Source organism: Candidatus Falkowbacteria bacterium (assembly GCA_013336275.1).
Lineage (GTDB): Bacteria > Patescibacteriota > Patescibacteriia > Patescibacteriales > GWE2-39-37 > JAAXUA01.
On sequence record JAAXUA010000004.1, the window covers coordinates 77,077 to 91,426 of the forward strand.

The window sequence follows — 14,350 nt, forward strand, 5'->3', positions numbered from 1 at the left end:
ATAAAACTGATGCCCAAAGATATCAAGGAGGACAAGACGAGCCGCAACATCCAGATCGTGGAAGTCGATAATCCGCGCACAGCCAACAAGAAGATCACCTGGATCAATGTGACTAACGCCGGCAAGCGCGAGATCGAGTATCTGCGCAAGCGGTTCAATTTCCAATTGGCGCACTTGCACGCTTCGTCGAGCAACGTCTTCGCCCAAAGGCCTTCGGTCCAGCGCGGCGAAAACTACATCTTCGCCATCATGCATTTCCCGATCTACTTGAACGAGACCATCGTCGCCACCGAAGTCGACTTTTTCGTGCTGCACGGCTATATCATCACCCTGCACAACGGCAACCTGCAAGCCCTGAACGATTTCTTCAGCCTCTGCAAAAAAGACGGCGATTCTCTTCTGACCTACAAACTCGAGTCAGCCACTATCCTTTTGTACGAGCTCCTGGAAAAACTGATGCATTCCTGCTTCCCCTTACTCGATAAGAACAGCCTGGCCATCAATAAAGTCGAGGAACATATCTTCGCCCAGGAACAGCGCAAGGCCGTTTCCCAGATATTGATCCTGCGTCAGAATATCATCAACTTCCACAAGATCATGCATAGCCACAAGAAGATCCTCTCCAAATTCATGGACCTAAAAAGCAAGCTGGTGCCGACGGAACAGCTCAAGGGTTACTACAAGAAGCTGATCGATCACTCCATCTCTATCTGGGAAATATTGGAAAACCAGAAGGAGATCGTGCAGATCCTCAACAGCACCAACGAATCGCTCCTGAACTCGCATCTGAATGATACGATGAAGACGCTGACCATTTTCTCGATCATCAGTTTTTATCTGACGCTCATCGCCGCCATCTTCAGCATGCGCTCCGAAGGCATGCCCTTCGTCGACCACCCCAGCGGCTTCTGGCTGATATTATCGATCATGTTCGTGGTCGCCTCCACGATTCTCCTCATCTTCCGCCGCAAGAAGTGGCTCTAAACTGAAACTTTTACTCTTCCTAAAAAAACCTTTGCTAAAAAGGTTTTTTTGTTTAATATTGGGTTAAATTACCCTAAAACCATTGACAAATTACTAAAAATATGCTATTGTAAATAATCGTTGCTCATTCGCTGTTTGACATCAACCAGCAGCTTTTTTTAGGCTGCACATACCCTAGAGGAGGAATAGAAGATGAGAAGAACATTCGTTGCATTGTTTTTAATGGCATTGGGCTGGGCTCTTGCAGGCTGCGGTGCTAGCACCGCTAACCACCAGACTTCGGACACCTCGCTCCCCGCAGGCAAAGGTGCTGTGTCAATCGACACGCAGCTTTTCCCCGTCGACAACCAGACGGCCACCCTCAAAGTGGCCAAGACGGTCGCAGGCGGAGGCGGCGGAGGCGGAGGCATCTCCAATCAGGAAATGGAACTGCGCAAGCGGATCCATCACGTGGAGTTCTGGTTCAATGACGGAAAGAGCTACGGCCAGATGCAGACGATCATGGTCTGCCAGGGACGTCTCTCCGGCAAGCTGATCGCCGACCCCGGCAACTACATGCTCGAGGCCAACTTCATGACCCAGTCCGGCGCCGTCATCTACCGCGCCACCACCCAGGTCGAAGTCACCTCAGGCATGTCCACCCATGCGACCCTCGTCGCGCAGAAGAGCACCTTCGTCTACCTCGAAGGCCGGATCAACCGCCCTACTGGCTCCTACACCGAGACCGAGATGGGTTACAGCATCTCCATCGAGGAGGCGAACGGCACCGGATTTTCCGTAGGCACTGGCGGCCGCTACAACGCCGCAGCCAACCGCTTCGACTTCGGAACAGTCTACCCCACCTCGCCCATGGTCAACGAAGCCAAGATCATCCTGACCGATGACACCGGCCAGACCCACAAAGCGGTCTTCACCTTCGACCTGATCAAGGCGATCGACGAGGCGAATGCCAACGGTTTCGTCAACTACGACTGGCCGGCTCCTGGAACGATCAAGATCGACGTCATCTTCGAGGATGACAATGCCGGCTTTGTCAAAGCCGTAAATGCCGTTCCTGTCGCTACCCCGACCCGCGGCAACAACAACACCACCCTGGCCAGGATCAACCTTGCCAACACCACCACCGAAACCGCCGCCATCAAAACCCTGACCTTCCGCCTCTGGGACTGCAACTACCTGTCGAACCTCTACCTGGTCCGCGCCGACCTGCCGCAGCTCCTGGGATCGAGCACGCATTTCCCCGTTGCGAGCATTACCGTCGACGAATACGGCGTGGCCATCGTGACCTTCACGACCGACATCCACATTCCGGCCGGAGCGATGATCTCGATCAACCTGCAGGGCGACGTTTCGCCCGACTACCCGACCATGGAGATGTTCAACTACCAAGTCACCGGCGCCTCAGTCGTTACCGAAACCAACCAGACCGTTCCCTTCCTGGGAACCGATGGCATGGCAGTCGGCATCTACTGAACCGCTACCCGCACCTTAACCCAAAAAAGCCCGTCTCTTCCAAGAGACGGGCTCATTTTTTATTTATCTCAGTATCTTTTCTATATCTGCAAGAGATTCCACCTTGACCAGTTCGCGCCGCAACTCGCCGGCCCCAGGGAATCCGGCCACATACCAGCAAAGGTGTTTCCTTAATTCGACGATTCCCTGCTTGCCCAGAATCCGGTCAGCCAAGCGCGCGTGCTCCAGGGCGATATCGAATATCTCGCGCTTGCTTTTGGAGACGTTCTTGTTTTCCCTTATCTCCTCAAAAAGCCAAGGCTTGCCCATCGCCCCGCGAGCGATGCCCAGGCCGTCGGCCCCAGTCTCTTCCAACAGCTCTTTGGCAGTGGCCGCATCGGTCACGCCGCCATTGGCCAACAAGATGCCCGGCACATAGCGGCGAGCTTCCTTGATGATTTCAAAATCAACTGCACCGGAGTGACCTTGCGCCATGGAGCGTCCATGGATCATCACTGCTGCCAGCTCGAGGCCCTGCATCGCTTGCAAGAATTCCAGGGCGTCGACGCGACGCTTGGCATCGCCTTCGCCCTTCTCCATGCGCGCCCGGATCTTGATCGAGACCGGCAGGTCAGTGCTCGCAAGCGTCGCCTCCACGACTTCGCGCGCGAGCTTCGGATTGCCCATCAGGATGGCCCCGGCTCCCTGTTTCTGCACCTTGGGCACGGGACAGCCGAAGTTGATATCAATACCGTCAGGCCTCACTTCTTCGGTGATGATTTTAGACGCTTTGACGAAATGCTCCGGATTGGCGCCGAACAGTTGGACGACATAAGGCCGCTCGGCCTCTTCGAACCTGACCAGGTCCAAGGTTTTTTGCGGCTGATAGTTCAGGGCCGTGGCACTGGCCATCTCCGAGTAGACGACATCGGCGCCGAACTTGCGGCACATCTGCCGGAACGGCGCGTCGGTCACACCGGCCATCGGCGCCAAGGCCAGTATTACTTGTCCGCCTTGGGCGGAGGCGGAGCTATTCCTTGCTTTCAATTGTTGCCAAAAGTCATTATTCATAAATCCTATTTATTCGTTCGTTTAGCGGCCTGTCTTGCACCATGCTCGTCACTGCCGAAGTGATGAGCGATCTCGTGCCAGACAGTATCACGGACCATCAAGCGGACTTCTTCCCTGGTGGCGCAGTTGGCCTCGATGGCTTTTTGAAAAATCGTGATCTTATCCGGCAGTACGCTGCCATAACCGGCGCCTCGCTGGATCAAGGGCACGCCTTCATACAGCCCGAACAGGACTTGGTTGCCGGATAGGCGAGCCTGCCGGCGCTGGTCCTTATCCGCGCGATCCTCAATGACGAGGGCCACGTTATCGAGCTTATCCAAAAACTCCTGCGGAATCAGCGCCAGCGCCTCCTCGACCAATTGTTCGAAATCTTCCCTAGTCATATCGCACCTGATTTTATAAGAATTATCAACTTTAACAAATAAAATGAAGATTGTACATAAACAAATAGCGACTAAATAATCAGAAACTTATCCACTTAATCAAACCCAACTAAATTTATCAGCGGGTTTTGATTATGATTGATTTTAATCTACTTCTTCTCGAATTCGCCTACCAATGTCTCGGGCAGACGGTTGATCGTCATGTAGCCGAGGCTGGCCAAGGCGGCGATAATGAAGGCTATCAAAAAGGGGTTGTAGTTCAGAACGAAAACCAGGATAATGACCGGCGCGACGATCACCCGGGCCAGGTCGAACATCAGTTCGCGCTGGACGATGAAGCGGAAATAGTTGCTGCGCGCTGCCAAGTCATAGGAAAAGGCCGACCAGGGGACCTGGAGGAAATTGCCGGTGATATTCTTGTAGGAATCAATAAAGATGACCGAGCTGAAGCTGTCGGCGAACAAGCGGCCGACCCAGCCGAAAAAATACAGGAAGGTGCCGAGCTTGATGAGCTTCTTCTTACTGACCTTGTCCGACAGGCGGCCGACCAGATAGAAGACCAGGAAGGTGACCGCCGCCACGATCGAGCTGGCCGCTCCGACCGATTCGGTATTGTGCAGGATGAAGAACAGAAACAGTGACCAGACGACGAAGCCGATCCACTCCTCGATGGCGTAACCGCCATAGCTTAAAAATAACGGCAGATTCTCCCGTTTGAGCATGTCGCGCCACATGTTCTTGATGTCGAACTCGACCGGCTTGAGATTCTTGTGGTCGGGCAGGACCAGTATCGGAATGGCCGCCACCATCATCAAAAAGATGGCACCGACGAACAGCAGCTTGAATCCGACCAGCCCGATGACGACGCCGCCGATCAGCGGTGCGAGCAGGCTGGCGGCCAAGGCGGTCGATTGCAGGATCGAGACCTGGCGTCCGCGGTGGGCCGCATCAGAATGCTCGATGAAGTTCAGATGGTATCCCAGGCTGGAAATCTGGGTCTTGAGCATATTGAAAAGCGGCAGGACGAAGAATAGCCAGCGATGAGTCGGCAGCAGATACAAGCCGGTGAAGAACAGCATCTTGAACAGCACCGCGATTAGCATGGACCATTTGACGCCGGACTTGGCTACCACGCGGGCGCAGACACGGTTGGTCAGAAGGACCGAAGACAACGGCAGCAGGAAATAATAACCCAGGATCCAAGGCAAGGAGAATCCGAGCTTATAGAGGTAGATCGGGACGAATATTGAAACCAGGCCGAGGGCGAAGTTGGTGACTCCGTACGACAGATAAATCTCGTTCATTTCCTTGTTGCGGAGGAAGCTCCAAAAATGCAACTGATGATGCCTGGTTTGCATGGGGATATTTTTATTTTTTGAGTAGCTTATTTCTTGATCAGCTTGGTGCCTTCTTTCGTGTCCTCGACAAAATAACCGTAGCGCTCGATTTCCGCGCGCAAAGCATCCGAAAGCTCCCAATCCCTATTGGTCTTGGCCGTCTGCCTGGCCTTGACCAGCTCGGCGATTTCCGGCGGCAACACTTCTTCTTGTCCACGGTTTTCCAAATCCAGACCCAAGACCTTGTCGAAATCCAGGATGGTCGCCAGTTTGTCTTCTTTCGGCAGGCTTGATTTCAAAAGCTCTTGAAGGACAGCCAGAGCTCTCGGCGTATTCAGATCGTCATTGATTGTTTCCAAAAATTTGTCTTTATACTCTTGCGAAATCCGTCCGGGTTCAGAGCCAAGTTCGGAAACTTGGCGATAAAGAGCCTTCAAAGAGTTGTCGGCGTTGATTACCGACTCTTCGGAGTATTCCATCGGCTTACGATAATGGACGGATAACGCGGCGTAGCGGTAAACCAGCGGGCTTAAGCCTTTGACGGCGAAGGCCTTGTCCAGCGTCATGAAGTTGTCGGCGCTCTTGGCCATCTTCTTACCGCCGGCGATATTCAAAAAAGCGCCGTGCAGCCAATAATTGAAAAATTTCTCGCCGGTGGCGGCTTCGGCTTGGGCAATCTCGTTGGTATGGTGGACATTGATGTGATCGATGCCGCCGCAATGGATGTCGAGCTGGCTATCGAGGAATTTCAAGCTCATGGCCGAGCATTCGATGTGCCAGCCCGGAAAACCGGCGCCCCAAGGCGAAGCCCATTCCATCTGGCGTTTCACTCCCTTAGGCGAGAACTTCCACAAGGCGAAGTCGGTCGGGTTTAGCTTTTCCTCGTTCTTTTCGACGCGAGCGCCCTCTTGCAGCTCTTCCAGCTTCAGGTGGGATAATTTGTTGTAGCCGTCGAACTTCTTGGTATTAAAATAGATGCCATCGCTGGTCTTGTAGGTAAAGCCCTTGGCCTCGAGCTCTTGGATCTGCGCGATCTGTTCGGCGATATTGTCGGTGGCCTTGCACCAGATGCTCGGTTCCAGGATGTTCAGTTTCTTGATGTCCTTCTTAAAAGCTTCGGCATAGAACTCGGCGATCTCCCAGGCCGTCTTCCCTTCCCGTTCAGCACCGACCTCGAGCTTGTCCTCGCCCATGTCGCCGTCGCCGACCAAATGTCCGACGTCGGTGATATTCATGACGTGTTTGACCTCGAAGCCATTGTAAACCAACACCCGTTTCAAGATGTCCTCGAAAAGATAGGTGCGCAGGTTGCCGATGTGGGCATAATTATAGACGGTCGGGCCGCAGGTGTAGAGGCCAACCTTGCCCGGAAAAATCGTCTCGAAGACTTCTTTTTCCCGGCTTAAAGTATTGTAGAGCTTGATGGTCTGCATACGGTAAAGATACAAAAAAAAGCCAAAAAAAGCAACTTTTTTAGCTTTACTGAGGGTTTTAAGGCCTTATTTTACGAGCTGCCAATTTTTCACCTTAACCGACTCACCCGGCTGAAAAATTTCATCCGTTTCGAAATTGATGTCGAAATAATATTCACTCTTGGCGCGATAGGTCCGGCCCTGGCTGCGGCCGTCGATAATAGCCTCTATTTCGTGGCCGAGAAAACTCTCATTGTATTTTCGTTCAAGTAAGTCGCTCAGTTTCTGCATGGCCGAGGCTCGCTGTTTTTTGGCAGCTTCATCAAGCTGATCGGGCAAGGAAAAAGCCGGGGTCTTTTCGTGGGCCGAGAAAGGAAAGACGTGGACCTTGCTGAAGTACAGGCTTTCGACATGTTCCAGGGTCTCTTTGAAATCTTCATCCGATTCTCCGGGAAAGCCGACAATCAGGTCGGTGCTGATTGCGACCTCCGGCACGGCGGCGCGCAGCTTGGCGATGCGTTCGCTGAAGTAGCGCAGATCATAAGGCCGGTTCATCGACTTCAATATCTTATCCGTTCCCGCCTGCAACGGGATATGCAGGTGCCTCGCGAATTTGCGATTGCTACTCATCAGCTCGATCAGCCGGTCGTTAACTTCGGTGATCTCGATCGAACTCAGACGGACTTTTTTCAATTTATCGATCTTGAACAAGTCTTCCAGCAGGTCGGCCAAAAAATATTCATTATCATTTCCTGATTGCTGTTCGCTATTGATGCCATACAATCCCAGATGAATACCGCACAAGACTATTTCTTCGAAGCCCTGTTCCGTTGCCGCTTCGACTTCCCGAAGTACTTCGTCACCCGGGCGGCTCGACAGCTTGCCGCGGTTATACGGGATGATGCAATAGGAGCAGAATTGCTGGCAGCCGTCCTGGACTTTAAGGAAATAGCGTGAATGGCCGGACTGATCGGTCACGATGGTGCCGCAGCCTGATGGCAGGGCCAAGCCAAAATCCAGAGCGACCTGCTTGACCAGGTCGCCGCATTCCTTGACCGAGGCGACGTAGTCGACGCCGGCGGACAAGGCCTGGTCGCGATAATTGACCGGCAGGCAGCCGGTGATGGCGATCCTGGCATGGGGATTCTCCTGGCGCGCCTTTTCGACTGTCTTCATATCCTTGGCGATAGCGGCCTGGGTGACCGTGCAAGTGTTGATGATGGCCAGGTCAGCCTGACCTTCAGCCGGCAAAAAGCCAAGCAGCTCAAGCTGTTTGGCCAGATAGCCGGCGTCGTATTGGTTGACCTTGCAACCGAGGCCGTAGATTTTATAAGTGATCTTTTCCATATTCGCTTCAAAAAAACTCCGCCGTGGGGCGAAGTTTTAGCTTGAGCCAGCTAAGGGGCTCGAACCCATGACCCGCAGTTTACAAAACTGCTGCTCTACCAACTGAGCTAAGCTGGCTTATAAAAACAATGTTCTTATAATAGGTTATTTTACCGAACTAAGCAAGCCTAGCGCCTGCGTCCGCCACGGCGGAAGGCGGTCGGCCTGGCTCCGCCCATGCGGCCGTACAACGAGGCCTTGGGCTGGGCAGCAGGCTTGATCAGCTGAGCAAATTCCTTAAGAGGCAGATCTTTCTTGATCAGTTTCTCGATATCGCTAATGTCCTTCCATTGGGTCGGCAAGGCGAAAGAGATAGCTTTGCCTTTCTTACCGGCGCGCGCGGTGCGGCCGATGCGGTGGACGTAATCCTCGGTCGAGTCAGGCAGATCGAAGTTGACGACCAGCTCGATATCATTGACGTCGATGCCGCGAGCGGCGATGTCGGTGGCAACCAAGATGCGGTATTTGCCTGATTTGAATCCGCCCAGAGCTGCCTTGCGCTGCTCAAACGAGCGGTTGGAGTGGATTTCCGCCACGCCGAAGCCGAGTTTGTCGATATTCCTAGTCAGAGCCTTAGCTCCGTGTTTAGTGCGAGTAAAAATCAGGACTGAACCATTATACTCATCGAGCATCTTGGTCAGCTGGTTGAAGCGGTCTTCCTTGTTGACGACATAGACTTCCTGGTCGACGCGCTCGGCAGTGGTGCCGGCGGGGGCGACTTCGATAGTCAACGGCAATTTCATGTGCTTATTGATCAAGCGCACGATCGTGGCCGGCATGGTAGCCGAAAATAGCATCGTCTGGCGCTCCTTAGGCACCTGGCTCAAAATCTCCTCAACCTGAGGAATGAAGCCCATGTCAAACATCATGTCTGCCTCATCCAATACCAAAGTATTGACATTGCGCAGACTCAGAGTCTTGCGATTATTAAGATGGTCGATCAGACGCCCAGGCGTTGCCACGATGATGTGGGGGTTAGCCTCGATCTGCTTGACCTGCTTGCCGATCGGTTCGCCGCCGATCAAAGAGGCAGTGCGCAGACCGAGCTGTCTGCCGAGCTTCTGCAGGTTCTCATCGACCTGTAACGCGAGTTCGCGGGTCGGCAATAGAACTAGGCCGTTACCCTTGGTTTTGCCGATGCGTTCGAGCATCGGAATGCCGAAGGCAAAGGTTTTGCCGGTGCCGGTCTGGGCAATGCCGATGATGTCGTTGCCATCGAGTGCCGATGGAATCGCCTTGCTCTGGATCGGTGTCGGCGTTTCCAGATTAAGTTTTTCGAGTACGTTAAGAATACTTGTGCTGATGCCCAAGTCGCTAAAACGCACTGCTTGTGAAGTGTTGTGTTCTTGCATAAAAAATAGGTGACCCGACTTCTCTGGGACCACCTATGCTTTTATATATAACACGGATAAAGACGAGAGATTCGAATCTGATTTAATTGATAAGCAAATCATAGCACGAAGCCATTATTTTGTCAAGGTAAACCGCCAAAACGAGCCTAATCAGTTGAATAAACCCGGGCATTAAGCTGCCAGCCCTCGGGGTTGGTTTCTTTCAATTCCTTGAATTCCCTTTCGATGTCTGCCATCCATCTGCCATCCACTTTTTTGAAATAAGTCTTATCCCGTCCGCCCGGTTCGCGATAACCGTTTTCATTGGAGAATCGATAATATTCTATCGCCACACCGCCCTCATCGACGTCCTGCTGCTTGTAGATTACTATAGCGCCGACATTGTCCTTGGTCATGCCCGAAAATACCTTGTTTTTGAAGCGGCGCTTGAATCCTTCAAGGTCGGTCTGGAAGTTGGGTTTGATAAAATCATCGATGAACGATTGAGGGTAATAAAAAATCGATTCATAAGCTTCAAGCTTGCCGCTCGCAATAGCATGCTCCATATAATAAAGCGCGATTTCCGGCGAAGTGAAGGGATTGAAAACGCCCTCGCCAGCAGGGTCGTCTCCTAGCGCCGCCTCAGCGCCATCGGTCACGCCGCTGCCGTCGGTGTCGGCCAACAAGGGGTTGGATTTATAGATGCTGACTTCTTCATAATCGCTCAAGGCATCGTTGTCGGTGTCGGTACTAGTTGAACTGGTTTTATACTTTAAGCTCTCCTCGCTATCAAGCAAACCGTCCCTATCCTTGTCGCGCATTAATTTTTCGTGATTATGCTCAGGCATCGAAGAGTTGGATATCTTCCTGGACTGCGTCCCCATGTTCCTGATCAGCTCCTCCGGGCTCTCCTGCGCGCGCATTTGCGACTCGAAATCATCGATGAACTGCCGATTCTGCAGATTAAGGAAACCGGAAACTATCGTGACCGCAAAAATAACCGAGAATGCGAAATTGATACCGACAAAAGCTTGCTTGCTCCAGCGCCTTACTGCATATGCGGAAATAGCAAGCCATGCGGCAACGATTGCCAGCAACACTGCCTTTAAGGAGGACGAGGCTTTCAAGGTATTGGCTAGCTCCTTGTTTTTTAATAACCCGGAAAGGACGACAAAAATCAATATCAGCGTTATGACCAAGGAATTTGCAGCCTTGGGCGTGCCAATGGCGGGAACAGTGATTTTATCTTGGCTTAGCTTAACTTTGAATCCGTCAGCCTGGATTTCTCCGGGCGTTCCAGGACTAGGCTGGGGCGGGACGTTTTGTGCCGGGTCGATGCCAGCGATCTCGGCTGTAGAAACTTTTGATAAGCGGTAAAAGACATAGACGAAGGCAGCGAAGATGAGGGGGTAAACCGCAGCTTCGACCGCGTCCGATTTGACGAGTCGGCCCAGGATATATTGCAAGCTCAATATCAGAACGGTAAAACCAGCTAGCGCAATCTTTAATTGCTGGGCGAAACCCGAGCTGAGCTTGATTTTCGTGCCGCATTGCGGGCACGGAAAACCGTTCTTGCCGTTCCGTTCCTTATTTAAGTTCAATTTGAAATAATTGAACTGATGCTGGCATTGGGGGCAGATCATTTGTTTTTATATTTATCGGTTAGGGCTCGGCTATTCGCTCTTTTTGACCGGATTGGCCTTGAGCTCGGCTAGAAGCTCGGCCATGCTAACTTTGGCGGCGGCGATACGCGTGTCAGCCGCGCCGTAATAGATATAGAGGTCGTCACCGAACTGGGCGGTGCCGGTCGGGAAGACGACGTTGTTGACCAGCCCGACCGACTCGGCTTCATTCGAGGGGGTAAATAGCGGATATGGCAGCTTGCCGATCAGCTTGCCCGGATTTTCCAAATCCAGCAGAGCGGCGCCGGCGCTATAGGTGCGGGCCGCGTTGTTCTCGTGCACGCCATGGTAGATCATGAGCCAGCCGTCGGCGGTCCTGATCGGCGGGCAGCCGCCGCCGACGTTGCGCTCTTCGAAGGTATATTCGCTTTCCAAAACCACATTGCTGGCTAACTCATCCAGAAGGTAATGGATCCAAAAGTATTTTTCCTTGAACTGGCCGAAGTCGTCGAAGGTGACCATCTGGATGTCCGGCAAGATGCGCTGGAGCATTTTGAACTGGCCGCCGATCTTTTCCGGAAACAGGATGCAATCCTTGTGCCAGATCAGGATGTTCTTGCCGCTGAACTCTTTGTAAAAAGCTTCGTAGAAATAATAATCGTCCTTCAGCTTCTGGTAACGGAAAATCTCAGCCGCTTCCTTGTACATGATTTTCGGACTGACCATGTGCCCGCGCGAGAGCTCGAACAGGCTCGGTCCCTCGGCGAAATAGGTCACGGCGTTCTTGCCGTCGTGCGCCACGTAAGTCATATAGTAAGTGCCATCAATCTTAACGATGCGCGGGTCCTCGATTCCTTTGCTCTCCGCCTTGAGTTTCGGCACCATAAACGGCTTGTTCCAGCGCTCAACGACCGTCGTTGGTCCGGAAAGCCTGGCATAGCCGAGGCAGGACATATACTCCTCGTCAATCGCACGATAAATGATATGGACATCGTTGCCATCCTGGAAGACGCCCGGATTCAAGACAGCCCGAGTTTCGAAAGCGTTCTGGGTCGGCTCCAAGATCAAGCCTAATTTTTGTACATTAACCATAAGCTGAGATTATTTCTTAGTTATCCATATTATATCATTTACCCTAAGCCTGGCCAAATACTCGACGTTTTAAAATTAATAACTATGGGGACAATAAATATTAAAGCGCCTACAAAAAACACAAAAAGAATATTAAAATACGGACTGGGAATACTCGTTAAATCACCGTTACCCTCCAAACATTACTCCCATGAAAGCTGAACTTATCTTGCTATCCAATTTTTAGTCACAGAAAGACTAACCACCATCGTGCTTTGACAGAAAAATAATTGTTATTTGCATTAATTTATTTAATTTTTAATCTAGCTGTCGATTATTCATTTGTTGTTTAATGACTAATTTTGTGATAAATTGTAGGGGAAAATGACAGCAAGTGCTAAAGTTAAAATCGGAAATTTTTTTTCTTTATTCTCTGGTAATTGATCTGATATCCTTATCAATCGCTAGAAATATTTTGTACTAACTATATTTTGCAGATATTGGGTGTCAGTTTTTTTATTCTGCCACCTTCGCAACTCACTTAAACTTATGCAATATAATCAAGGCATTGAAAAACAAGTTAAGGAATATAATTCATTGGATTGGAAAAATTCATACAGAAAACAATCGGCGCTTATTTTGCGCATATCAGCATGCGTGGTTATTTTGGCAAGCTTCCTTGGGGGCAACCCAATGTCTATTGTCGTCGCCATTGTCCAGCAATTAATAACTTTTATTCCCCTGTCATTTTTTATAACAATGGGGAAACGCTGGTCACTTGTAGTAACACTTTTTTTGTGGACATATGCCTTTATCACTGAAGTTGCCTCGTATATGGCCAACATTCAAAAAACAAGGAACATTACTTATGGAGAGTTTAAAATTATCCTAGCTGCAGCTGCTTTATACTTTTTCACCATGCGCATATTTATAAAGGCCTTAAGGGTGGAAAATGAGATACGACACGGCCAAGAAGATAAAAAAAACTCTTTCCAAGACAGCTCTAAATAACCAACAATTTTTTACTTAACTGTAATACTATTTTTTTAATATCTGCCTTGATCAAATAAATTATCATAATCATCCTTAAGTCTCATATGAATATTAATAAACTAATAAACATTGGCCAAACTGGTGAGCTAAATAACCAAGAATTTAGTAGAAAGTTTTTATTCTCACTGCACAGAAACCCATTTGTAAAAACATTACCGTTAGAAGATTTAGTAAATCTTATGCGGGGACTGGCAATCATAGAGACACAAGTCGAATACGGTTTTGGCAGCACCACGGTTATGGGTAAATTACTCAATATATTAATATCAAGAACAAGACATGACGAAACACTATTAAACCACTTTGTTGATTGGGCTCTAGCAAATAGAACAAACCCCTACATTCCTTTTGGAACCAACGTACCAATTGAAATTAAATCAATAAAAGAGCTTGCTGCACATGATAAGAAGCATTGGGAGCACATCGAAAAGATGGAAAAAGAAAAAATAGAAAGATCGAGAATAGCAAAGGAGAAGAAAATAAAAATTATCCAGGAACATAAAAATAATGCAAACCTGAAAAACCAAGAGCGTGACAAAATTATAGAGAATCTAAGCAGACTTGATGTCATGAACCGTTTTGCATATATAATTAGATCTGAAAAGCCAATAGATTTTTTTCCAGAAAAATATGCCAAAGTGTCGTCAAAGGACTTGGCAAAAATACCCAAAATAACAATTGAGTTATTGTCACAAAAACTCAAATACTCCAAAAGGAATAGCGACTGGAAAAAATTACAAAAAATAATTAAACAAAGACCAGTAGAATAAGGTGCTGAATACAATTTTTCACAGGACACTATCTATGAGTGCTTGAATTTTGACTGCTAGCCAAAACGCACAAATAAAATAGACCTCCGATTGGGAGGCCTATTTTATTTGTGCGCCCACAAGGACTCGAAGGGGCGGAAGCCCCACACCACCGAAAGGTGACACAGTATTATATATTTTTTTAACCAATAAGCAAAAAGCACATTTCGATATTCTGAAACGTTCCTTTTACAAGATTCTCGAAGCTTATAAACCCACAAAATAAATCAGACCCCGAAATGGGGTCTGATTTATTTTGTGCGCCCACAAGGACTCGAACCTTGGACCTTGTCCTTAAAAGGGACCTGCTCTACCAACTGAGCTATGGGCGCTAATTTATACAAAAATAAAACTGCGCTAGGCAGAATTATCTTGATTAAGTGTATATTAACACGAATAAATGATTTTGACAAGGCACGCGGGCAGTGCTTAATAGGTG

12 protein-coding genes and 2 tRNA genes are annotated in these 14,350 nt (G+C 49.7%); 4 read left to right on the forward strand and 10 right to left on the reverse strand.

Translation table 11 applies throughout. The annotated features are described in order from the left end of the window. Positions 1–9 precede the first annotated feature (9 nt). Both HGA34_04210 and HGA34_04215 read left to right on the forward strand, forming a co-directional pair. Positions 10–984, forward strand: a complete 975-nt coding sequence (locus tag HGA34_04210) for a magnesium transporter CorA family protein (GenBank protein NTW22711.1) — start codon at positions 10–12, stop codon at positions 982–984. Between the two features lie 192 nt (positions 985–1,176). After that, positions 1,177–2,457: a hypothetical protein gene (locus HGA34_04215; GenBank protein NTW22712.1), complete on the forward strand. Its 1,281-nt coding sequence runs from the start codon at positions 1,177–1,179 to the stop codon at positions 2,455–2,457. Between the two features lie 63 nt (positions 2,458–2,520). On the opposite strand, the gene HGA34_04220 is transcribed toward HGA34_04215, so the two are convergent. The 9 genes from HGA34_04220 to HGA34_04260 all read right to left on the reverse strand — a co-directional run bounded on the left by HGA34_04220 (position 2,521) and on the right by HGA34_04260 (position 12,070). After that, the gene (locus HGA34_04220; GenBank protein ID NTW22713.1) at positions 2,521–3,507 is read right to left on the reverse strand and encodes a tRNA-dihydrouridine synthase; all 987 of its coding nucleotides are present in this window, start codon (positions 3,505–3,507) and stop codon (positions 2,521–2,523) included. 5 nt (positions 3,508–3,512) lie between these two features. Next, the gene (locus HGA34_04225) at positions 3,513–3,890 is read right to left on the reverse strand and encodes a metallopeptidase family protein (GenBank protein ID NTW22714.1); all 378 of its coding nucleotides are present in this window, start codon (positions 3,888–3,890) and stop codon (positions 3,513–3,515) included. Positions 3,891–4,039: 149 nt separating this feature from the next. After that, on the reverse strand, positions 4,040–5,248 hold the full coding sequence (locus HGA34_04230) for an MFS transporter (protein NTW22715.1): 1,209 nt from the start codon (positions 5,246–5,248) through the stop codon (positions 4,040–4,042). Between the two features lie 26 nt (positions 5,249–5,274). Beyond that, entirely contained in the window at positions 5,275–6,660 is a 1,386-nt protein-coding gene (locus HGA34_04235) for a cysteine--tRNA ligase (protein ID NTW22716.1), read from the reverse strand. Between the two features lie 66 nt (positions 6,661–6,726). Continuing rightward, positions 6,727–7,986: a tRNA (N(6)-L-threonylcarbamoyladenosine(37)-C(2))-methylthiotransferase MtaB gene (gene mtaB, locus HGA34_04240; protein NTW22717.1), complete on the reverse strand. Its 1,260-nt coding sequence runs from the start codon at positions 7,984–7,986 to the stop codon at positions 6,727–6,729. A gap of 44 nt (positions 7,987–8,030) precedes the next feature. Next, a tRNA-Thr gene (locus tag HGA34_04245) sits at positions 8,031–8,103 on the reverse strand. 50 nt (positions 8,104–8,153) lie between these two features. Continuing rightward, positions 8,154–9,377, reverse strand: a complete 1,224-nt coding sequence (locus HGA34_04250) for a DEAD/DEAH box helicase (GenBank protein NTW22718.1) — start codon at positions 9,375–9,377, stop codon at positions 8,154–8,156. A 146-nt stretch (positions 9,378–9,523) separates the two neighbouring features. Further along, positions 9,524–10,999: a hypothetical protein gene (locus tag HGA34_04255; GenBank protein NTW22719.1), complete on the reverse strand. Its 1,476-nt coding sequence runs from the start codon at positions 10,997–10,999 to the stop codon at positions 9,524–9,526. 30 nt (positions 11,000–11,029) lie between these two features. Further along, a complete protein-coding gene (locus tag HGA34_04260; protein ID NTW22720.1) occupies positions 11,030–12,070 on the reverse strand; it encodes a pesticidal protein Cry7Aa in 1,041 nt (346 codons plus the stop codon). 528 nt (positions 12,071–12,598) lie between these two features. Between HGA34_04260 and HGA34_04265 the strand changes: the two genes are divergently transcribed. Then, positions 12,599–13,060 (forward strand): hypothetical protein, encoded by a 462-nt coding sequence (locus HGA34_04265; protein ID NTW22721.1) that lies wholly within the window; start codon positions 12,599–12,601, stop codon positions 13,058–13,060. 86 nt (positions 13,061–13,146) lie between these two features. Then, complete coding sequence (locus HGA34_04270) at positions 13,147–13,872, forward strand: hypothetical protein (protein ID NTW22722.1); 726 nt, start codon at positions 13,147–13,149, stop codon at positions 13,870–13,872. 298 nt (positions 13,873–14,170) lie between these two features. On the opposite strand, the gene HGA34_04275 is transcribed toward HGA34_04270, so the two are convergent. Further along, a tRNA-Lys gene (locus HGA34_04275) sits at positions 14,171–14,243 on the reverse strand. Positions 14,244–14,350: the final 107 nt, after the last annotated feature.